Here is a 23232-nt window from a genome sequence, read left to right as displayed (position 1 = left end):
CGACCTGACTCAAGCTTTACCAAAAATCTTAATAAGGTAAAGTTTAGACATACTTACAAAAATCTTTCAATGATGATTTCGTCTATATATGTCCTGTTGATTTTCGCCTGTCTTTTGGCTGTACCAATAATGTAAAAGCCTTGGTTGAGGTAAGTAGCTAGCGCTGCCATATTATCTGCACGGATAAAAGTGAATAGTTTCTCATATCCTCGGTGACGGGCAACCTCAAACGTAGCATTAAATAAACTTGTAGCAACTTTTTGTCGTCGATGTGACAGAGCTACATAAGTTCCTAGCACTCCCACATGATCAAAAGCATGGGTGTAAGTAGCAAATGGTTCCATACTTTGAAATCCCACAATCTTTTGCTCATAACCGCAGATAGCTACGTGGAATACCCCACGCGCTGGAAAGTGTAAAATGTATTCGCGTTCAGCTTCTACAGTGAATGGAGTATCAAATACTGTATATACTCCAGCTTCAATGATTGGGTTCAAAATGCTGACAATAGCTTCAGCATCGTTAAGTTCAACTTCCCGAACCGATAAATCCACGTTCGATTACCTCTTAACACTAAGGAATATTTTATCTTTAGCTTCTTCATCATTCAAAATTTAAAATTCCAAATTCCAAAGCGATTAAATGTTGGTTTTTTGTCGATTTTCAATAGTAGTTTTATTTACCCCGTGCTGTACTAGATAATTATGATCGAGCAAATGCAGATTTATAATGTTAATCAATAGTGTAGGTAAGCTTGTAGTAGACATCACTTTCCATTTTGTGCCAAGAAAAAAGGAATTTAGTCACAAAGGCTGAAAAAATTCATCATGGGTTAGATGGCCATCATCAGGAAAACAAGTACAATCACTTACTGGTGAATCCGTCCAAATCCTTTTGTAATGGAGTGTCGAAATGACATTAGCCAGTCCTCCACAAACAAAGCCTTTAACAGATGAAGAATTACATAAGATAAACGCTTACTGGCGTGCAGCTAACTATCTTTCGGTTGGGCAGATATATTTACTCGACAATCCGCTACTAAGAGAACCGCTAAGGCTGGAACACATCAAACCCAGGCTTTTGGGTCACTGGGGAACTACACCAGGGCTAAACTTTATCTATGTTCACCTGAATCGGGTCATTAAAAAATATGACCTAAACACGATCTATATTGCTGGGCCTGGTCATGGAGGCCCTGGACTGGTAGCCAACACCTATTTAGAAGGCACTTATACTGAGTACTACCATAACATCTCCCAGGATGCTGAGGGAATCCAGAAACTCTTCAAACAGTTCTCTTTCCCCGGTGGTATTCCCAGCCACGTTGCACCGGAAACTCCTGGTTCGATCCACGAAGGCGGGGAATTAGGTTATGCCCTCGTCCACGCTTATGGTGCTGCTTTTGATAACCCTGATTTGATTGTTGCTGCTGTTGTCGGTGATGGCGAAGCTGAAACAGGTGCTTTAGCGACTAGCTGGCATTCCAACAAGTTTCTCAACCCCGTGCATGATGGGGCTGTACTGCCGATCCTGCACTTGAATGGATATAAAATTGCTAATCCAACAGTACTGGCACGGATCAGCCGTGAGGAATTAGAAAGCTTATTTGTAGGTTACGGCTACAAGCCATACTTTGTTGAAGGTGACGATCCCGCAGATGTCCACCAGCAGATGGCGGCGACTCTAGATATAGCGATCGCCGAAATTCAAAGCATCCAAAGGGAAGCCCGCGTACATGGTTTCACTGAACGCCCTCAGTGGCCGATGATTGTGATGAGAACCCCCAAAGGTTGGACAGGGCCCAAGGAAGTTGATGGTAAAAAAACCGAAGGTTATTGGCGATCGCACCAAGTTCCTTTTGGGAACATAGCCAAACAGCCAGAACACCTGAAACTCCTAGAAGATTGGATGAAGAGTTACAAACCAGAAGAACTCTTCGACAGCAACGGTAAGCTGATTTCCGAACTAAGAGAACTGGCTCCTAAAGGGCATCGACGTATGGGTGACAATCCCCACGCTAACGGCGGTATCTTACTGTGCGACCTGAAGATGCCCAACTTTCAAGACTATGCCGTAGATGTTCTCAAACCAGGGCAAGCGATCGCTGAAGCTACCCAAGTTGCCGGAACTTTTCTCCGGGATATCATGCAACTTAACCAAGAAAGGCGCAACTTCCGCATCCTCGGCCCAGACGAAACAGTATCGAATCGCTTAAGCTCTGTGTTAGAAGTCACAGACCGGGATTGGGTAGCCCAGATCCTCCCCGAAGATGACCACCTTTCCCCCGACGGTCGGGTGATGGAAATTCTCAGTGAAACTTGTTGTCAAGGATGGTTAGAAGGCTACCTCCTCACTGGACGCCACGGGTTTTTCTCTTGCTACGAGGCTTTCATCCACATCATTGACTCAATGTTCAATCAGCACGCCAAATGGCTGAAAACGACCAGACATATACCCTGGCGTAAACCAATTGCTTCCCTCAATTACTTACTCACCTCTCACGTTTGGCGGCAAGACCACAACGGCTTCTCCCACCAAGACCCTGGTTTTATTGACCATGTAGTTAATAAAAAAGCAGAAATTGTTCGCGTGTATTTGCCGCCTGATGCCAACACTTTGCTATCAGTAACCGATCACTGCCTGAGAAGCCGCAACTATGTCAACGTCATCGTTGCTGGAAAGCAACCAGCATTGCAATACCTCGATATGGATGCTGCTATCAAGCACTGTAGCAAAGGCATCGGCATTTGGGAATGGGCAAGCAACGACCAAGACGGCAACCCAGATGTAGTAATGGCTTGTGCTGGGGATATTCCTACCTTAGAAACCTTGGCGGCTGTGGATATTCTGCGCCAGCACTTCCCAGATTTAAAGGTGCGGGTGGTGAACGTAGTCGATTTAATGACACTACAGCCAAAAAGCGAACATCCCCACGGTTTGAGCGAAAAAGACTTTGACACGATTTTCACCACCGATAAACACATTATCTTTGCCTTTCATGGCTATCCCTGGTTGATTCATCGCTTAACCTATCGCCACACTAACCACGATCAGCTGCATGTGCGTGGCTACAAAGAAGAGGGAACTACCACCACCCCCTTTGATATGGTTGTTCTTAACGAACTTGATCGCTTCCATTTAGTGATGGACGTAATTGAGCGCGTACCAAAACTAGGATATAGGGCAGCTTATGTCAAGCAGCATTTGCAAGATAAGCTGATCGAACACAAGCAATATATTGATAAGTACGGCGACGATATGCCGGAAATTCGCGATTGGAAGTGGCCCTATTAATAAGAGGACTTACGCAAACAATAACCGAAACCCTTATTTTCAGGTGGTAGCGTGTCAAGGTTAAAATAGTGCAATAGAAAATGTTCGTAGTTGCGCTTTAGCGCTAAACAAAGCTAAAATCTATCGCAACATTTAAGACTTGCCACGCCAGTAGGGGCAATTCATGAATTGCACCTACAATGTGTAGTTTTGCGTAAGTCCTAAAAAAGAGGCAGAGAAGAAACTCTTCTGCCTGCTTTTTCCTTTTTTAGGACTTACGAGACTACCAAAAAAGTAAACGACCAGAAAAAATAAATTATGTAAGCGATCGCTTAAACAAGAGGAACATTTTCTTCTGTGCGTCTTTGTGGCAATACAAAAGTGTATTATTATACTAACTTTTTTAAATTAAGCAACAAATCCAAACCCAGAAACCTAGATGACATCTGAGTTTCTTAATTCCGTAGCTTGCTTCTCGCAAAGCGAGTATTTCGAGTTGGTATTACATCATCAACCAGCCAGAAAAACATGAGATAATTTCTCAATAAACTTGAGAATAAACTTAATTAACTAAAATAAAATGGCAAAAGTTTATACAAATGCCCAATGGTCTGAAATCTACGAAGAAGGCTTACAAACTGGAAAGATTGCCTACCATTCTGATGAGATTGAAAGCGTTGAGATTTGGCAGCATCCACTCATAAAAGGTCAATTTAGTAACACTCCACTTTGTCTGGGACTGCGAGCAGAAATTTCTAACTTGGAGTTACCAAAGACTTTTGGTTGGGATTTTGTGGATGGTGATACCTACGTGACTCTGGTTTTTCGTAGTGCAGGGGTACTCAAAGAGGAAATTGAAGATATTTGCGAACAACCTGGAGAAAGCTATTTATTCTACAGCTTAGGAGAAGTCAGAGAGATTGAAAAATTGATGGCAGGACAAAATGTCGATGTTAGAGTCCGTTTGGAACCGCATCTGCTGAGATTATTGAGTATGGGTCAGGAAGCATATTTACCCTCCCGACTCAAACCATTCTTAGAAACAGATACACCCCCTTCTTTTCATCAATCACTTGGCAAAATGACCCCGGCAATGCAATTAGCATTACATCAACTGCTTCATTGTCCGTTTCAAGGAATCATGCGACGTACTTATTTAGAAGTTAAGACACTGGAACTGATCACCTTACAATTTGCTCAACTGTTTAATGATGGTACACCCTCCTACCAGTTGGTTAATTTGAAGAGAAACGATGTTGAGCGCATCTATCAAGCCAGAGATATTTTGATCAAAGATATTACCAACCCACCCTCATTAATTGAGTTAGCAAAACAAGTGGAATTAAGCGATCGCAAACTCAAGCAAGGATTTCGTCAAATTTTCGGTACGACAGTGTTTGGATATCTGCATGATTATCGTTTAGAAAAAGCTTGTCAATTCCTTATGGAAGGACGGATGAATGTAGCTCAGGTGTCTTACGCTGTGGGATTTGCCAATAGAGGTTACTTTGCTGCTGCATTCCGTAAAAAGTTTGGTATAAATCCCAGCGATTATCAAGCACAGTGGCGAAAACAATCCGGCTAGCGATCGCTTTTGACCCTGTAGAGATCACCTGAAATCAGAAAATGCCCTATTGTACCTAAAAGTTATTGAAATTTAGTTGCAACTGTTCTGGGAGTGCTGCGATCGTGGTGTGTGGAGCAATGGGTCAAAAATCTTATATTCTTTTCGTAGTGGGTGTAATCTCAATTTTGACGATGCAACCTGCTCAAGCAGATTCAGAAATTTCTCGCCTTCAGGATGTTATTCATCCTCTTAGAAGTGCTGCACTGCTGGCTCAAGACTCTAGTGTAACGGTAGTACAGGTGACGGGAGTAAAAGCCAATCCCACGAATCAAGGCGTGGAGATAATTTTACAGACAATTCTTGGGCAACAGTTGCAAGTTATAAATCGCAGTGCTGGTAATAGCTTTGTTGCTGATATTCCTAATGCTCAACTGCGTTTACCGTCGGGTGAAGCCTTTACATTCCGCTCTACTAAACCAATTGCAGGTATTACTGAAATAACAGTCACTAACTTTGATGCCAATACTATTCGGGTGACAGTTATCGGTGGAGGAAGTGTACCAACAGTTGAGTTATCTGACAGTCCAGACGAGGGTTTGATCTTCTCAGTTGCAAGTGCTGCATCTAGAGCGCAAAATCCCACCCCGCCTGCACCAGGGTCACAACAAACCCAGCCAGAGCAACCAACAGCCCAGGATGATCAGTCGATTGAATTGGTAGTTACGGGTGAGCAGGACACAGGATATAATGCACCAGATGCGTCAACTGCTACCAAAACAGATGCGCCCCTCCGGGACATTCCCGCTTCAATTCAGGTAATTCCCCAAGAGGTGATCCGCGATCAGGGTGCAATTAGCGTCAGAGAAGCAGTGCGTAATGTCAGCGGTGTTACTTATGCCAGTTCATCTGGCAATCGTGGAGAAGGTTTTACTGTTCGGGGATTTAGTGCCGAAACCTTCCTGAATGGATTTCGCGGTGAGGGCTTCTCGCGAACTCAAGAGGAGAGTGCAAACATTGATCGCATCGAAATCTTGAAGGGCCCTGCATCCATTCTGTATGGACGGGTAGACCCATCGGGAATCATCAATCGGGTTACTAAGAAACCGCTATTTGATCCTTTCTACGAATTGAATTTTACAGCCGGAAGCTATAGTTTCTACCGTCCAACCTTAGACTTTGCCGGTCCACTCAACGACGAGAAAACATTAGCGTATCGCTTGAACATTGCCTACGAGGACGCAGGGAGTTTTCGCGATCGCGTGCAGACTGAGCGATTCTTCTTTGCACCATCTTTTACCTATCGGCTAGGCGAAAATACGACTTTAAACTTAGATGTGTCCTATCTGCGGGACGCACGACCGATTGATCGGGGACTGGTGGTACTGAGTGACAATAAAGTTCCCAATATTCCACTGGGTCGCTATCTGGGCGACCCGACCAGGCAGGAAAAATTCACCCAAACCCTAGCAGCCCTCTACCTCGACCATCGTTTTAATTCCAATCTCTCGCTCCGGTCTTTGTTTCGCTATACCGCAAGTACGGAAAGTGGCCCCGGTGCAACTCTACAAATCTTCGGTGATACAAAAGACGATCGCACCTTTGAACTGGGTAATTCTATTGGCGATCAATACTATGAAACCTACTCTTGGCAAAATGACCTGACTGCCAAAGTCAAAACGGGATCAATTCAGCATACGGTATTGTTGGGCTTTGAACTTACACGACAGAAGAACTTATTCTCTGCTAGAGATCGCTCGGCTGGATTCATTGATGTTTTTAACCCTAGCTACAACTTTACTTTTGGTGAGTTTGATCCCTTGAGAACTGGTAATTATGTCACCGAGACTTTTGGTATCTACCTGCAAGATCAAATTACCTTGCTGGATAACCTCAAACTGCTGGTAGGTGGAAGATTTGATACCTATCGCTATGAATCCACGAGTAACGATGTTCCAGATCCGCCCGACAACGCAGAGGCATTTACCCCACGTGTAGGCATTGTATATCAACCGATTCAAGAAGTGTCACTTTACACCAGCTACAGCCAGTCTTTTACCCCTAACAGCGGTAGAAGTCGGAGCGATCAACCCTTTGATCCCCAACGTGGCACAGGCTATGAAGTTGGAGTCAAAACAGAATTGCTCAATGGTCGGTTATCTTCAACGCTAGCGTACTACAATACGACGCTGAAAAATGTCCTCACCGACGATCTAGGTAATCCTCCTGGCTATTCGCTTCAAGTCGGTGAACAGCGCAGCCGAGGTATAGAGTTTGATATTGCGGGTGAAATTCTTTCGGGTTGGAAGGTGATTGCATCCTACGCTAACACCGATGCAAAAGTTACCGAAGACAACATATTGCAGGTCGGCAATCGGCTCAATAATGTGCCGCGCAATAGTGGCAGTTTATGGACAACCTACACCTTGCAAACAGGCAGTTTTAAAGGATTAGGCGTTGGGTTTGGGGCATTTTTTGTCGGTGAGCGGGCAGGAGATTTAGCTAATTCCTTTGTGGTTCCCGGCTATACTCGCCTGGATGCAGCGCTGTACTACCAAAAAGAGAATTTCCGAATTGGACTCAATTTCAAGAACCTCTCGGATATTCGCTATTTTGAGGGATCACAAGGTAGAAATCAGGTTATTCCAGGCGCACCCTTTATTGTACAAGGTACGATTTCATATTCATTTTGATTGGTACAGTAGGAGTATTGACTATGACATCTAAAACGGTATACAAAGTTATCTTTGGTTTACATCGCTACATCGGGTTAGCTGTCGGACTGATTGCGATTATTGTTGGTTTAACTGGTAGCTTGTTAGTTTATCATGCAGAAATCAGTGATTTTCAACGACATCACCAGATTGGAACGATTACGCCTCAAGGGCAAATGCTGCCGATAGAGGTCGTTCTGAATACGGTAAAAAACAGCTATGCCAGCCAGCCTGATGCCAAGCTCAAGCGAGTTTATGTGCCGACAAAACCAGATGCACCATTTAATGTCATCTATGCAACTAAGGAAAATGATTGGATTGAAAATTACGTTCATCCTTATACAGGAGCAGTTCTCGGTAATAATCTCAATCCCAGCCCTTTAGAGCACTTTTACAAGGTTATTTATGAACTCCACTACAGTCTGTTAGTTGGCGACATTGGATACAAAATTGTTGGCACTGTTGGTTTACTGGTGTGCATTCTGACGATGACAGGAATATTTCTCTGGCCTGGTTGGAGGAAGTTACTGACAGGCTTCAAAATTAAGTGGAATGCTCATCCTAAGCGAGTGAACTTTGATATTCACAAAGTTGCTGGTGCGATCGCAGCGGTGTTTCTTGTTTTCACATTTTTCACAGGTTTTTGCTGGAATTTTAATGAGTTTAGTGAGCCTCTGATTCGGGCAATCACCTTTAGTTTCAAGCAAGAAGCTGTTTCTCAACCTATCTCCGGTCAGTCTCCACTGAAGCTTGCCGAGCAACTGAAGACGGCTCAAGCTCAATTACCCAGTGCAGAACTCAGAAGCGTTTATTTTCCTGAAAAACCAGACAGCGCTTTGATGATTCGCTACAAGGAACCTCAAGAAATAGATGACTTTGGAAGCAGCTATGTCTACCTCGACCAGTATAGCGGCAAGGTCTTGCGGGTGGATAATGCACTGAAGCCATCGTTAGGCGATCGCATCCTCAACTCCTTCACTCCTCTACACTACGGCACATTTGGCGGCTTGCCTACTCGCATTCTCTATGTGTTTGTAGGACTTGCACCGTTAATTTTATTTATTACTGGCTTCGTAATGTGGCAGTATCGCAAAAAACCTACGATTAATTTACCTACAAAAGCGATGCCTACAATAATCCCAAGTGGGAAGATCCTAAAGTAGAAACGCTCCCACTAGACATTTTTGAAAATTAACTCCTAACTGCCCACTCCCTACTCTCTCCTAGCAATTTTGAATTAGTCGAGTACTAGTAGTCTGGCAAGGTAACTTTGCATGGTGTAACAGGTTTTTGGTAAGCTAATTGAAGTATGGCTGCGGTTAGCATTATGGCAAAAAAATATACAGTAAGTTTGAGTAATGAAGAAGTAGAAAAACTGCGATCGCTAATCAAAACAGGCTTGAGTAAAGCAAGGAGTTTGACTCGCGCCCATATACTGTTGATGGCATGGGAGGGAGAAATTGACAAAGCGATCGCAGAATGTCTAAGAGTACACGTTTCAACCGTAGAGCGTACCCGTGCCAGATACGTAGAGGGAGGAATTGAATTAGCTGTACAAGACCGCCCTCATCCACCAAAAGAACGGAAATTAGACGGACAACAAGAAGCATTTCTGATTGCGACAGCTTGTTCTACTGCACCAGAAGGAAGAAATCGTTGGACGATGAAACTATTAGCAGAGCGGATGGTGAGTTTAAACATCGTAGATTCAGTTTCTAAAGAAACTGTTCGCTCCTATTTAAAAAAAACGAAATTAAACCTTGGTTAAAAGAACAATGGTGCATTCCCAAGGTAGATGCCGAGTATGTTTTACGGATGGAAGATTTATTAGATTTATACGAGCGTTCCATATGACCCAAAATATCCAGTAATTTGTTTCGATGAACGTCCATATCCTTTGTTAGAGGATGTTAGAGAACCATTACCACCAGAACCAGAGCAACCTCTTCGTTATGACTATGAGTACAAACGTAATGGAAGTGTCAATTTATTTGCAATTTTTGAACCTCATAAAAGTTGGCGACATATTGAGGTTACACAACAGAGAACGAAAAAAGATTTTGCTTTACAAATGAAGAACTTAGTAGACATTCATTGCTCACAAGCCGAGTTGATTCGTCTGGTAGTTGATAATCTCAACACACATAATCCATCTGCTTTGTACGAAGTATTTCCACCAGAAGAAGCACGTCGGATTGTCCAAAAATTAGAATTCCACTACACTCCCAAACATGCTTCTTGGCTCAACCAAGTTGAGATTGAGTTATCAGTTTTATCTCGTCAATGTTTAGAAAGACGAATTGCTGACGTTCAAAAATTATCTGAAGAAATTGCTTCTTGGCAGAGCGATCGCAATTCTAGTAAGGCAAGTGTAAATTGGCACTTTAAAATTACGTATGTACGTAATAAAATGGGACGGTTATATCCGGATGTCTCACCAAGCAAAGTTGACTTGCCAGACCACTAGTTTCATCTGATGCATGTTTTTGCTAGTTTTTCGGCTAACCATGTATCGCCTTCGGCAGCTGCGCGATCGCTAAGTGCAGATAAAAATGGCACAGAGCCAGATTCCGCCAACTGAAACCCCGCAAGGATGTTGGGGCGGGTTTTAGAATCACGAATTTGAGCAGCAGAGTAATAGGCAAAGACACTTGAACCAGCTAGATGCAGAAGGTTAGTCAAGAAGTTCATCAGAAATTCCCGCTGACAATTGGAAGGTTACAATTCTTATAGGACTTACGCAAAACATAACGAAAGTAGCGGTAATTCATGAATTACCGCTACGCAATAATCAGGTTTTCAGGCACATCTTGCGTAAGTCCTGTCTTATACTAATCCGTATTTTCTATTCAGTTGCCAGGAGGTAGGGGGCAGGGGGCAGGGGGGAATTTTGGAAGTTGTTAAATAATTTCGCTTTCTCTGCAACGCCCCATTGTGGATTTTGAATTGCCTGTGGCAGTATGTCAACGATTAACAAATATATCTTTGCATTTTGCTAATATCATCCCACAGAGGTAATGCAGGTAAGTTTGGATGGATAAATTAACTAAACCAGTGCGATTTTGGCTTTGTGCAACTATCATAATTTTGGGTTTGATGGGCTGCGATCGCTTTATCGGTAATTCTGGAGAACCAGTTGAGCGAGTTAGTGATGGCGATACTTTAGTAGTAAAAGATACCGCCGGCAAAAATTTTACTGTGCGCTTTGCTTGTGTAGATGCGCCAGAAATAGCTCATACTAACAAAGAAAAACAGAGTAGACGCATTAGCGATCGCAATCAATTTACTTGGGGTGTGAAAGCCCAAGAACGGGTACAACAACTGGTGCAACAAGGAGGCGATCGCGTGACTTTGAATATCACTGATAGCGATCGCTACGGGCGTAAAATTGCCGAAGTCCGTTTAAAAAATGGCACTTTTGTACAACAGGTATTGTTGCAAGAAGGTTTAGCAAAAGTATATCGTCCCTATTTAAATAAGTGTCCTAGTAAAAACTTAGTTCAACAAGCCGAAACTGAGGCGAAGGAACAACGGCTCGGTGTTTGGAGCGATACTAAATTTGTAAATCCTTGGGAATATCGCAGCCTATATAAGAAGTAAAAACTCTAGCTCTTTCTAATTCAATACACAACATTTTTTGGCATTGCATACTTGCGGTATAATTTGGCAACTTCCAAAATTCCCCCCCTGCTTCCCCTGCTTCCCCTGCTTCCCCTGCTTCCCCTGCTCTCTACTCCTCTCCCCAAGTTTGCAGTTGCAAATAAACTAGTACCAACGTTGCTGCTAGTAACACAGTCGCTCCTGCTGCTGCATAACCAAAATCAAACTGACCAAAAGCCTCTTGGTAAATGTAGTAAACTAGCAAATTAGTCGAATTCAGTGGGCCACCGCCAGTCATCACATAAGATTGCTCAAAACTCCGCAATGTAAAAATTGCAGTAGTGATGATTGCAAATATGACAGTCGGGCGCAATCCGGGCAAAGTAATATACCAAAATTGTTGCCAAGCATTTGCTCCATCTAAGTCTGCTGCTTCATAACGACTGGGAGGAATTGCTTGCAACCCTGCTAAAAAAACTACTATATTGAAACCGAGTTGTTTCCAAATACTCATTAAAATAATTACCAGCATTGCCCAAAATGTGTCTCCTAGCCAGGGTATTTCTGAAATGCCAAAAAAATCTAAAAGTCCGTTAACTGGCCCTGATGTTTGAAACAGCCAGCGAAATCCCAAACCAGCTGCCACAAGTGAGATAATTGAAGGCAAAAAATAGGCACTCCGCAGGATGCCCCGCAAAGGAATAGAACGGTTTAATAGTACTGCCAATCCCAAGGAGATAACTAAACTGGGAATAATGGTGGCGATCGTAAAATAAAAGGTGTTACCCAGCACTTGCCAAAAGTCGGGGTTGAGTAGCAAGCGCCAATAGTTTTTTAAGCCTATCCAATAAATACCTTTTAAGGTAAAACTACCAGCAGTGAAACTGAGATAGAACAAATAGGCAATCGGCCAAATGATAAAAACACCCAGTAAAATTAATGCTGGTGCGAGAAAAATCCACGCGGCTACTGTATCATTATCCAACCACGATTTAGTATATATTTTTGGCATCTATAATTAACCCTCCTAGCTGTTATGAGCCTTTGCCCTGATTCTACCGTTAGCTTGGTTTCTCCTAGCATTAGCGATCGCTTGGGCAAGCTTTTGGTTCATAATTATCTCTAGTTGGAATCTTTACTTAAACATCGCTATTTTTCTGCAAACTCAAACCAATCCCAAATGCAATTTCAACGCTGCATCAATTAGTACCATCATCTCTTCGTTTAAACTACCTAATACTTCACCAGTAATTCGTTGCTTAGAAATTGTTCGGACTTGCTGCGCCTGTACTTTGGAAGGTTTTGTTAAACCACTAATCTCTGGATTAAGCAAAACTTCAAAGGGATAAACACGGTTCACATTAGAAGTAAGCGGTAAAATTGTCACAGTGGTAGCAGCACTATTACTTATATCATTACTAACAATCAGAACTGGACGACGTTTACCCATTTCTGAACCCATCACCGGACTAAGATTTGCATAATAAATATCACCCTTACGGGTTCGGCAGTCGCTACAACGGGGGGAACCCCCGCAACGCGCTGCCTCACCACGTTTCATCTGTTAAACCATCTGCCACTGTCACATCCCAATCGTTATCAGCTTCAGCAGATGCTTCTCGGTAAGCCACCTCTAATTCTCGGTTTCGCAGCAATTCTAGTGCTTCTTCAATTACTTGAGAACGAGATTTACAGCCTTTATTTTGCTTGTAATTTTCGACAGTTGATTTTGCAACAGTAACAGCAAATTCTTTGAAAGTTTCAAGCGTTTTTACATCCATCATTATGGAAATAGTTTGAGGGAAATAAGAGCGAAGTTGAGAGAGGATCTTAAATCCATCAGTATCCAAATCGCCCCAGTAGAAGATAGGACAATATGCCAGCCAGTTTATAGATTTCAACATTTGAATAGCGTATCCCCTGCCAAATAGCGCAAAGCTGTTTTCTAGAGCAGGTAGGGTTAGAAAATTCATTAAGTTTTCAGCAATAAAGAAGCGATGCGTCTTGAAATTAAGTTGGCTAAACTCGGAAATAGGGGTACTTATGTCAAAAAGCGGAAAGTCATACTTAGCTTTTAATGGTTGATCTAAAATCCTCAACCTAATGAGAGGCTCACGATACCTAAGAGAAAATCGCTTTTCAAAAGTATATTCTTTTTCATTTTCCACTGACGAAAGCAGTTCATTAGGTAGGATAGCTTCTAAAAGATTGCTAAGGATACCCTTATTCTGCTCGATAAATTTAGTGTGAATCTGAATAGGTAATTCTCGAATATAAAGATGAGGTTTTGGATTACATTGAAAATACCGACAAACCTTTAGTAAATCACTCCAGCGATCGCTATATTCAATTACTTTCAGAGGGTTTTGATAAAGCCAGGAATTCAGTTCAGGAACTTTTGAGCAAATTAATTCTATATCTGACTTAAATTGTAAGAATTCTTTCTCCTTTTTTAGCAGTTTTAAATAGTCCTGTTCTGTCTCAATGCTAATGCGTTGAGGCAAAGACTGCTGTCCAAGCTTATGAAGATTACGAGTCTCTAATTCAAGTATGTAGCCATAGCCTAAATGCTGTTTGGACTTGCTGATTAACTGAGTAATAGCTTCTCGTAAAGTGAGATAATCTTTAGGGCGAGAACCAATTGGTAAATTATCGATGGGAAAAAATTTATCTCCTCTAATAACAGAACTTAGAAAATAAGGATAAAGTCGTTCAGCTTTGTGTATGATTTCAGAAGGAGTAATCATAAATATTTCAGGTTCTCAATGATCCTTTTACCTTTTCTCGAACTTCTTCTATTCCAGTTCCCGAAATAATACCAGAATAGCTACCCTCAGTGTTGTTATGTATGAGATGGAAACTAGAGATATAGTGTTCAACTACATGAATTTTATCCATAGGAGTAACTACTAATAACTGTAAATTTAAGTTCTTAAATAATTCCATTGCATAACGAGCATTTTTATCATCTGATTTACTAAATGCTTCATCAATGACAACAAACCGGAAGGATTTATTTTTTGTAGTGTCTTGATTTAAGCCAAACTGATAAGCGATCGCTGATGCCAGAATAGTGTATGCTAATTTAACTTTCTGCCCACCAGACTTTCCTGATGAGTCGGTGTGATGTTCTTTTTCGATATTGTCTGAACGATAGCGTTCAATTACTGAAAAATCTAGCCAATTTCGGACATCTGTTACTAAGTTTGTCCAACGCTGCTCCTGTGATTGGAACCTTTCAATGAGACGAGTTCGAATATTGTGAAAACGTTGCTCGTTGTCTTCAGCAGTTTGGTGAGCAACATCACCCAAGCAAATGTTTAAATCTTGCTTAAAATCTCGAATTTCCCGATTACGGCTTGGTTCATAACACAACTCAATGTAGGTATAATCTGTGTAATCAACTTGTCGTAAAGATTTATTTAACTCATCAATATTTTCCTGTATTTCTTCTTCTTGTTTCTCCAATTGGCCTTTAAATCCTACAATTGCTTCAATAACTTTCCCAGTCATTAAACGCTTAAACCGTTCTTCGTGACGAGGTAAATCATCATGCTCAATTTGAGTTTTTAGCTTCAGATATTCGTCTAAAAAATCAAGCGTTGTTCCCAGTTCTACTGTTATTTCAGAAAAAGCATTCTTAAAGTTGAGCATTCGCATCTGCAAAGCGCTACGGGAGTCATTCTGTTGTTGCTCTTTTTGGCGAAGTTCTTTATCAAGGTGTTTTTGCAATTCTGACTCATCTTGAGCGATCGCATCTAGTGTCATCTTGTACTGCCTAAGTTTTGCCGCCATACGCGTCGCAAATTCCTCAATAGCTGAAGCAGCAACAGATTGAAGTTTATTTTCACAATGGCTTTGCTCAGTTTGGGCGTAGCGTTGTCGATCTTCAAGAGTCCGAATTTCTCCTATTAAACTTTCGTCTCGTTTTTTGGCTTGGACAATTTCTTCCTTAGTTGACTCAAGTTGCGCTTTTAACTGCTTGAGATGGTCAGAACTGGCTTCTAGCTGCTGCTTTTGTTTCTGTAGGTTCTGGCATTCCAGTTGAGTTGATCGCCAATCAATTTCATTGAAGTTGCCATAATTCATCAAATTTTGCAGCCAGGATGTTTGCTCAAGCCGCTGATTATGCTGACGCTTCAACGATTGAACTTGTTTGTCAATCTGAGCAAGTTCTTGATTAACTAGACTCAATTTAGCCTCAAAGTCTTTAATCTTGCTGGCATTATTCCAACCTAGAATGTAGTGGCTGCGATCGCTAATCCGAAATCGGTCGTCTTTCTCGTGGCGTTCTTTGCCATGTTTCATCAGCCCAGTGCGAGTTATTGCGCGTATTTCATGCTGGAACTGTTCTTCATCGCAACAAACATAATTGAACTGGCGCACTAACTCATCGCGTAACCAATAGGAGAATCTGCCATTATCTTGCTTGATTTCTAACTTGTGGGGAACGTGATGGTGTTTGAGGTCGCGTTGTGTTGGATTGGGAGTTGAAGCAGTAACGTGATAGTAAACTAAACGTCCCTTCAAATCGGTCTGATTTACATAAGCATTGACTGCTTGATAGTGTGCTTCAGGAACAAGAACAGATAAACCAAACCCTGAGAGTAGTCGCTCGATCGCACCTTCCCATTCCTGTGCTTCTTTGCGGATTTGCAAGAGTTCTCCGACAAATGGCAGATCGGTATCATTTAAGTTTAAGTCGCGGACAAGGCGATCGCGGATATCTAGACTCCTTTTAGGAATCTGGCTCTTGCGGCTGCGAAGCGATTCTAGCTCATCGTTGAGTTTAGCGTGCTGTTTTTGCAAGTCACTGCGAAGCGTAATTTGTTGATCTCGTTGTGCTTCTAATTTTTGTAATGCTGTATCAATTTCGCGCTTAAGTTCCTCTCCTTGGATTCTGTTAGCATAGAAGATGGTGCTATCAGTGTACTGAGTAAGGTTCAGGAGTTGGGCGAGGCGATCGTAATTCTGTGCCTGAGTGCGTTTGCGGTTCACCTCATCCTGGCATTGCTTGATTTCCCGCGTTAGTTCCTGTAAGCGTTGCCCATCACTATCTTTATCTATGGCGGAGTATAACTGTTTCTCTTGATCGCGCAGTTCTGATAAGCGGCGATCGCTTTCGACTCGTTGATGTTGCAACTGAGTCAAATGTTGTTCAATTTTTTGCAATTCTTGAGTTAACAAATCAAGTTTCTTACTAGCAAAGAAGGCAGGGGCAACGTCTTTAGATTCCTGATACTTTGCAACTTCTTTTTTCAGTTTTGTATATTTTTCTGCTTCTGCTGTCAGGGGCAAAAGTGCCTCTAACTGTTTTCGTGCATTCTGAATTGCAGTATGGGAAATAGTTAAATTCTCATAACTTTCTTGCAACTCACGGATTTTTGTTTGCACATCCGCTTTCTCTAACATGTGATTGCGAACAAAATCATTCAATCCACCAATCTCTTTGATACTGACTGTTTGATTGAATAAATCTAATGCTTTTTCAGATTCCAAACCAAAGCGTTTGCGAAACTGCTGACTATAGTCCACAAATTTATCAAACGTTTCTGCGCCCAGCGCTTTGAGTTGTTTTTTTAAGTCTGCAATCCGAGTAAATTGGGTGAAATGGGAGGCGATTGTTAACTCGGCATCCGCAACAACAAAGAACTTTTTCACTGAGCCGTCTTCCATCCATAGCACCTGTGCCAGCGTCACATCTTGTTTGCTCAGGCGATCGCTAAAATAGCCAAGTAACACCGAAGGCTTTCCTTTGTCTCGCAGTACTTTGGATTTTGAACGATGAAATTCTTCATCACGAGTGTGACTGTAAGCCCCCTGAACATAGCTTTTCTCATGCCGCTCTTTTTTGCCAGTCATGCTGGAAGCTTGGTTATAATTGCGGCGTTGATTTGCAACAAGTAATGTCAGCAATCCATCCACCAACGTGGATTTTCCTGAGCCGTTTGCTCCAGTTAGCAAAGCAATATTTCCCTGCAAATCTAGTACCCAAGGGCGTTGGTCAAAGGTTCCCCAATTCAGCACTTCAAAGCGTTGGAGGCAAAAACCTGCCAGCGCTTTGTCATTAAAATCATCCATTTGTTCAATCGGCAGGACGAGTTGCATAAGCCGCTAACTTTTGTTTCAGGAGTTCGAGGGTATCAGCATCAACTTTGGCTTTGAGGATGGGACGCACTTCGTAATTTTCATCTTGTCCAGACAGGCGTTTTAGGAATCCTAATTCCATCGCCTGCTTCGCCAGTCCATCCACCTCGCGCCGAAATCTTTCCTCATTATTCCCTTCAGGTAGGTAGGGTTGTAACAAATCTCGGATTTTTTCTATACTAAGAACCAATCGTCCTGTAGCGTCGCTGGCATCGAATTGTCGCAGTTGCTCACGCAGCAATACGCATAAAACGGTGATTTTAAAACCCAATGGATGGCGGGCGGTTAGTCGGGGAAGGGCTTCATTCTGGTCTTCCGGATCGGGGTCAGGTTGTTCCAGGTAGGCAAATCCTTCAGTTTCGTAATGTCGGACTTGCAGACCAATCTTGCCAAAATATTCTTTAACTGGAGTTAAATAACTTTGCAATTGCTCCCAATGTGAATCATCACTGTAAATAGCTCCCCGCAAAAGTTTGAGAATGACGTGTGCATAGGGTAGAGGCGGTTGAGGTTGCATTGTTTGGGCAGTTAACGGTGAAAGATAACTTGTGGTAAGGTCAGCTGGAACTGCTTTTCTGGCTCCAGGCTTGTAATTACGATCGCTTCAATTGTACTGGTATTAATTAAATGGCGATCGGATTGAGTGGCGATCGCCAGATACGCAACAATCTCTGGTAATCCCTGTGTAACTGGATAGAGTTGGAGTAGTTCTGTCAGCAATATTTCTGTTCGCTGTTCGAGTGTTCGTTCAATGCGTTGTACCAACGTCTCCTCGTCCACATAAAACTGTTGATAAAGTGCAGTAATTTCCTCATCCAGCATCACTTCTGGTAAATCACTGAAATCCATTGAGAATGTCGGCATTTCTGATTCCTCCAGGGGATGCAAAGGACGTGCCATCACCAGATTTACGGTTGGTTCGCCTTCTAATACCCAAAAATCTGGCTCTGGTGGCGCAAGAGTTGCAACTTGTAAAGCAAGGCGTTGCACTTCAGTAATCAGTTCAGCCACACGTCGATTTTCCATGAGATTGCGTTCATCCAACATCTGACGTAGTTTTTCTGCCAGTCGATGATTGGATTGCACGATGTATTCTCCTCTATCAATCAAAATGCGCTCAATCCGACGCAGTAGCCCATACTCCTGAGTTAATGGCTGCAATTCTTCTAGGGTATAAATCTTTTGAATCAGAGATTTTAGTTCCTGTCGGTTGCTGGTTGACATGAGGAAATTCCAGAATGCATAGAAACTGCGCCCTTGCTCAGAATCTTTCAATTCCTGATCTGCATCCAGCACTCGACTGATTACTGTTCTTTTGCGAGTATCTTGCTGAAGTTGCGCTTCTTGTACGGTACGAGTTAAATTGCGAAATTTTTGCTCAACTGCACTAAAATCTGCGATTAACTGGGTGGTGACTTGGTTTGCCAGACGAAAACGTTCTTGCAGTTGTGTCGGGTTGTAGGGATCAACCATTCCTGTCTGACGAATCTGGTCAATCTCTTGCTGAATGCGATCGCGATCCTGTTCTAGTTGAGTAATTCGCGTCTCAATGTCCGTTGTACTGCGATCGCGAATTTCCTTTAATAGTGAGAAAATCTGCAAGAAGCGAGATTCAGTTCCCACAAACTCTTCTCGCTGCTTCAGGTCTTCTAACCACGCGATCGCTTTCTCAGCAGCCGGAGTTAGTGTAAATACTGGATCATCACTGCTGTTAAACGTTTTCCTCAAAAGCTGGTCATCACACCATTGGCTGAGATATTGTTTAGGCGATCGAGGATCAAAATCTGGATAAACGTCTTGCAGAAACTCCAGATAGTTACCCAGTTTAGTTTCTAACTCTTCTTGAGTAATAGAAATGCGTTGAGTTACCTTAAACTGGTTGTAAAAAAAACTCAGAATTAGAGCGGCGTTATCACTTCGTAAAAGCTTCAAGGTAGCGGAGTTTTTCAATTCATACTTAATTTGCTCATATTCCATAGTAGTTGTTCATCATAAAGTAAAGCAGAGTTAAGAAAAGGCAATGCAACCAACTATAGTCGTAATTTCTCAACACAGCTAATTTTTAAGTTTAATTTTTAGTTTTTATCTTGCCCATTGCTGCAAGATGTAAGCATAAAAAGCCTCTTTATCTACCTTATCCATTGCATAAATTTTCCGACCACCAGGAACTACTTTAGTACGCCCTTGACTAAGACCAGTGGTGATAATTTCTGTTTCCCATTCGCGCAATTGATAAAATTCTGGATGTCCTAGATAAGCTGTTGCCAACACATCCCAAAAATAATAATCTTGGGGAATAACTAGTGCATAACATTGTCCAGCTAAATCAGAGATGGGATAGTGGCGTTGTCGTGCCATTTTGTATACTAACTCCGATGTAACTGGGACATTGTTAGTTAAATCTAAAGGACACATAATAATTTCAATTTGGGTTTGCCATACCCGCGCTGCTGAAACAGCATCCCAATAAACATTCCATTCGGCGGAACCATCTTGTCCTGCTTCCAGACTTTTTTCCACATTACCGCCAACATTCAACGCACCCCCCATCCACACAATCTTTTGAATCTTGGCTTCAATATCTGGTGCTTTGTCCAAAGCCACTGCAACCGTCGTTAACGGGCCAGTTACCATCAACGTTACGGGGTCTGATGCGTCACGTAACACCTGTATCATGAAATCTTGACCTGTTTCGGCAACTAATGGCGTAGTGATAGTTTCGCTTTGATTGAGAATGGGGAGATGATCAACGATAAACGAATCACGGCGATAGAGAGTAGGAAATGGATTGATCCCGCGCACAGTGCTTTCTGCCACCGGGATATGAGAAAATCCCATCAAATCTATAATTTTACGTGTGGCGCTAACAGCCGGTTGAACGTAGCAATCTGCTGGAGTGACGACAACACCAAGGAGTTCAATATGCTCCATTGTCAACAGCAGCATAGTTGCTAAATAATCATCTACACCGCCATCATGATCCATTAATACAAGTTGTTTTGACATATTTAAGGAGAAAAAAATGGATGAATTTATGCAGGCTGCAATTCAAGAGGCAAAACAAGGCAGACAAGAAGGTGGAATTCCTATCGGTTCTGTTCTCGTCAAGGATGGCAAAATTCTCGGCAGAGGACACAATAAACGCGTACAAGACGGAGATCCTGTTACCCACGCCGAAATCGATTGTCTCCGCAATGCTGGAAGAGTTGGCAGTTATAGAGGTACAACACTCTATTCAACTTTAATGCCGTGTTACCTGTGCGCTGGGGCAGTGGTACAATTTGGCATTAAAAAAGTCATTGCTGGAGAATCCAGAACTTTTCCTGGTGCTAAAGACTTTATGGTATCCCACGGTGTAGAAGTAATTGATCTTAATCTTGACGAATGCGAACAAATGATGAGTGAGTTTATTGAAACTAACCCCGAACTTTGGAATGAAGATATTGGTAAATAGTCATTGGTCATTTGTCATTGGTCATTTGTCATTAATTATCCTTCCCTGCTCCCCTGCTTCCACTACCTGCTCCCCACTACCCATCTTTTAAGGATAGGTATTTTAAAATCAGCCAGTAGATAGAGTAATGTGATGCCAGGAAAAGTTAGTGCGTTTACTGTCTTTAAATAGACATTTAATCCCAGAACGTATGGAATAGCTTTTGAGAAAGAAACCCTAGAGAAGAATGAGCAAAACTATTATGTCCGCATAATTAGTTATGATTTAGATAGTCATTGCACCCCTAACATCATAACGATCGCAATATCTAGTTGAAGTCCAGCAGATTAGGAAAATATTGATAATACTTAAGAAAGAAGCAGCAAATTATTTTATATTAGACAATCATTTTAGTGACTGTAACTAGCTAAAATTTAAAAGTGTGAAAATGGCAAATTTAACTGAATTTATATTATTTGCTCCTCGCAACAAAGGAGCAGCTTTAATTGGGTCTTTTTCAGATTGGAAAGAAATTCCCATGTCCAAAGGTGAAGATGGTTATTTTCGCACGAAAATTCAGCTGGAAGACGGCGTTTATCAATATAAATTTCGCATCCAAACTAAAAGCCCAAATTTTGCACCTGATGAATGGATAGATATCATTGATCCCAAAGCAACAGATGTTAATGAAACAGAAAAATACGGCATAGTACGTATTCAAGATGGACAACGCATTGTTGATACTTACATTTGGCAACACGATGAAATGCCATTGCCTGATAACCGGGAACTAGTTATATATGAAATGCACGTTGCCGATTTTACTGGTGATGAAGTTGACTCTAACGAGCGAGGCAAATATTTAGGGATAATTGCTAAGTTAGATTATCTTTGCGAATTGGGAATTAATGCAATTGAATTAATGCCAGTTAATGAGTACCCTGGTGATTATAACTGGGGCTATAAAGTTCGCCACTTCTTTGCTACAGAATCTAGTTACGGTTCAACAGCAGATTTAAAGCGGTTGATTGACGAGTGTCATGGTAGAGGCATTCGCGTCTTTATGGATGGAATTTATAATCACACAGATGAAGAATGCCCTTTAATACTAATTGATCGAAATTACTGGTATTACGAACACAAGCATTATCCTGAAGACCCAGATAATTACTGGGGGCCAGAGTTTAACTATGATAATTACGACAAAAACTTAAATATTAAACCTGCATGGGAATACATCGGCGATGTGGTAAAATTTTGGATTCAGGAGTATCACATTGATGGAATTCGCTTTGATGCAGTGCGGCAATTGGCTAACTTTGAATTTCTCAACTGGCTGACTAAGGAAGCGAAAAACCATGCTACACCCAAACAGTTTTACAACATTGCTGAACACATTCCCGATACAAAGACTGTAGTCAAGCCAGATGGCCCATTAGATGCTTGTTGGCATGAGAGTTTTCGCTACTTTATAATTCCATATATTTGTGGGAAATCATTTGAATTAGAACAACTCAAACAGATTTTAGATCCCAAACAGCAGGGTTATGCGATCGCAACCAATGTAATTAATTATTTGGCAACCCACGATCGCGAACGTGTATTACGAGAATTAGGCAATTGCAGCATCTTTGACGCAGCTGCATTTGAACGAGCCAAATTAGCAGCTGCTCTGTTAATCACAGCGATGGGTGTACCGATGCTGTGGATGGGAGAAGAGTTTGGCGAATACCAGCAAAAAAGCGAAGATGTGACTAAGCCGCGCAAGATTAATTGGTCTTTATTGTCAAGCGACCAAAATCATGATTTATTTGAGTATTATCAAAAGCTGATTGCTCTACGCCAGCAAACTCCAGCTTTGCAAAGTGACAATATTAAGTTTTTCTACGAAAATGCAGCCGAGAAAGTGCTGGCTTACACCCGTTGGGATGAGCAGAATTCTCATGTCGTCGTCGTGGTAAATTTCTCCGACCAAAATCTAAATCAATATAAAATTTCAGGTTTCCCAACTGCTGAGTATTGGCGAGATTGGGTTAGCAATCAAGAAGTGAAATCTGGAGAGGATAGTTTAGTCACTGACTTGCCAAGCTATACAGTTAAGATATTTGTTTCAGATTGACAGTAATGTAGTCTGTGGGTCGTAGGTGTCAAAAGTTTGTAAATACATTGTTGAGGTAGTGCGATCGCTCGTAAAACAAACTGCTTGCGTCGCAACAAAGTAATACCAATTCAAAATTCACGCATTCAAAATTCAAAATTAAGAAAGCCAGATATTACAAGGGTTTAGGCGTGTGTATCTGTCGCATTTTTTTCTCAAATTGGTATAACAAGAGTGGTTGTGGGAGCAACAGCAAATAAAATAATATCATGTCCAATCGAATAAGCCCAAAACCCAGATTGTAGAGACGCGATTTATCGCGTCTTTCAAAACCAATCATCTACACCAATAACCCTTAACCCAAGCGTATTGTGACATAACACCATCTGCGAACAAGGCGTTA

The 23232-nt window shown here is 41.9% G+C and carries 15 protein-coding genes and 2 pseudogenes; 8 read left to right on the top strand and 9 right to left on the bottom strand.

Going from position 1 to position 23232, the window contains the following annotated elements:
* Nucleotides 1–53 precede the first annotated feature (53 nt).
* Nucleotides 54–554 carry a GNAT family N-acetyltransferase gene (locus RMY63_RS32440; protein ID WP_322732640.1) on the bottom strand — a complete coding sequence of 167 codons (501 nt, stop codon included), beginning with the start codon at nucleotides 552–554 and terminating at the stop codon, nucleotides 54–56.
* Nucleotides 555–912: 358 nt separating this feature from the next.
* Here RMY63_RS32440 and RMY63_RS32435 point away from each other — a divergent pair, with 358 nt between their 5' ends.
* The 5 genes and pseudogenes from RMY63_RS32435 (at nucleotide 913) to RMY63_RS32415 (ending at nucleotide 10018) form a co-directional block, all read left to right on the top strand.
* Complete coding sequence (locus tag RMY63_RS32435; protein WP_322732639.1) at nucleotides 913–3294, top strand: phosphoketolase family protein; 2382 nt, start codon at nucleotides 913–915, stop codon at nucleotides 3292–3294.
* A 559-nt stretch (nucleotides 3295–3853) separates the two neighbouring features.
* Nucleotides 3854–4858: an AraC family transcriptional regulator gene (locus tag RMY63_RS32430; RefSeq protein ID WP_322732638.1), complete on the top strand. Its 1005-nt coding sequence runs from the start codon at nucleotides 3854–3856 to the stop codon at nucleotides 4856–4858.
* A 65-nt stretch (nucleotides 4859–4923) separates the two neighbouring features.
* Nucleotides 4924–7530, top strand: a complete 2607-nt coding sequence (locus RMY63_RS32425) for a TonB-dependent siderophore receptor (protein ID WP_322732637.1) — start codon at nucleotides 4924–4926, stop codon at nucleotides 7528–7530.
* Nucleotides 7531–7553: 23 nt separating this feature from the next.
* On the top strand, nucleotides 7554–8714 hold the full coding sequence (locus tag RMY63_RS32420) for a PepSY-associated TM helix domain-containing protein (RefSeq protein ID WP_322732636.1): 1161 nt from the start codon (nucleotides 7554–7556) through the stop codon (nucleotides 8712–8714).
* A gap of 164 nt (nucleotides 8715–8878) precedes the next feature.
* Nucleotides 8879–10018: pseudogene (locus RMY63_RS32415) on the top strand (IS630 family transposase).
* Here the strand turns inward: RMY63_RS32415 and RMY63_RS32410 are convergent.
* Nucleotides 10017–10242: pseudogene (locus tag RMY63_RS32410) on the bottom strand (ferritin-like domain-containing protein); the annotation flags it as partial. The pseudogenes RMY63_RS32415 and RMY63_RS32410 overlap by 2 nt on opposite strands.
* A 342-nt stretch (nucleotides 10243–10584) precedes the next feature.
* Between RMY63_RS32410 and RMY63_RS32405 the strand changes: the two are divergent.
* Nucleotides 10585–11151 (top strand): thermonuclease family protein, encoded by a 567-nt coding sequence (locus tag RMY63_RS32405; RefSeq protein WP_322732635.1) that lies wholly within the window; start codon nucleotides 10585–10587, stop codon nucleotides 11149–11151.
* Between the two features lie 130 nt (nucleotides 11152–11281).
* Here the strand turns inward: RMY63_RS32405 and RMY63_RS32400 are convergent, their stop codons facing one another.
* The 7 genes from RMY63_RS32400 to RMY63_RS32370 all read right to left on the bottom strand — a co-directional run bounded on the left by RMY63_RS32400 (nucleotide 11282) and on the right by RMY63_RS32370 (nucleotide 20304).
* On the bottom strand, nucleotides 11282–12163 hold the full coding sequence (locus RMY63_RS32400; RefSeq protein WP_322732634.1) for a sugar ABC transporter permease: 882 nt from the start codon (nucleotides 12161–12163) through the stop codon (nucleotides 11282–11284).
* 153 nt (nucleotides 12164–12316) lie between these two features.
* Entirely contained in the window at nucleotides 12317–12712 is a 396-nt protein-coding gene (locus tag RMY63_RS32395; RefSeq protein WP_322732633.1) for a type II toxin-antitoxin system PemK/MazF family toxin, read from the bottom strand.
* The gene (locus RMY63_RS32390; protein ID WP_322732632.1) at nucleotides 12699–13898 is read right to left on the bottom strand and encodes a DUF3322 domain-containing protein; all 1200 of its coding nucleotides are present in this window, start codon (nucleotides 13896–13898) and stop codon (nucleotides 12699–12701) included. The genes RMY63_RS32395 and RMY63_RS32390 overlap by 14 nt, the downstream gene beginning before the upstream one ends.
* Before the next feature lie 7 nt (nucleotides 13899–13905).
* The gene (locus RMY63_RS32385; protein ID WP_322732631.1) at nucleotides 13906–17259 is read right to left on the bottom strand and encodes an ATP-binding protein; all 3354 of its coding nucleotides are present in this window, start codon (nucleotides 17257–17259) and stop codon (nucleotides 13906–13908) included.
* The gene (locus tag RMY63_RS32380) at nucleotides 17237–17815 is read right to left on the bottom strand and encodes a DUF4194 domain-containing protein (protein WP_322732630.1); all 579 of its coding nucleotides are present in this window, start codon (nucleotides 17813–17815) and stop codon (nucleotides 17237–17239) included. The genes RMY63_RS32385 and RMY63_RS32380 overlap by 23 nt, the downstream gene beginning before the upstream one ends.
* Before the next feature lie 11 nt (nucleotides 17816–17826).
* Nucleotides 17827–19275 (bottom strand): DUF3375 domain-containing protein, encoded by a 1449-nt coding sequence (locus RMY63_RS32375; protein ID WP_322732629.1) that lies wholly within the window; start codon nucleotides 19273–19275, stop codon nucleotides 17827–17829.
* Between the two features lie 105 nt (nucleotides 19276–19380).
* Nucleotides 19381–20304, bottom strand: a complete 924-nt coding sequence (locus tag RMY63_RS32370) for a nucleoside hydrolase (RefSeq protein WP_322732628.1) — start codon at nucleotides 20302–20304, stop codon at nucleotides 19381–19383.
* Between the two features lie 16 nt (nucleotides 20305–20320).
* Here RMY63_RS32370 and RMY63_RS32365 point away from each other — a divergent pair, with 16 nt between their 5' ends.
* Entirely contained in the window at nucleotides 20321–20752 is a 432-nt protein-coding gene (locus RMY63_RS32365) for a nucleoside deaminase (protein WP_322732627.1), read from the top strand.
* A gap of 427 nt (nucleotides 20753–21179) precedes the next feature.
* Nucleotides 21180–22850, top strand: a complete 1671-nt coding sequence (locus RMY63_RS32360) for an alpha-amylase family glycosyl hydrolase (RefSeq protein WP_322732626.1) — start codon at nucleotides 21180–21182, stop codon at nucleotides 22848–22850.
* Nucleotides 22851–23232: the final 382 nt, after the last annotated feature.

The organism is Nostoc sp. ChiQUE01b (assembly GCF_034531255.1).
Taxonomy (GTDB): Bacteria; Cyanobacteriota; Cyanobacteriia; order Cyanobacteriales; family Nostocaceae; genus Nostoc.
Note: the sequence above shows the minus strand (reverse complement) of the source record. Positions and strands in the feature narration are given on the sequence as shown.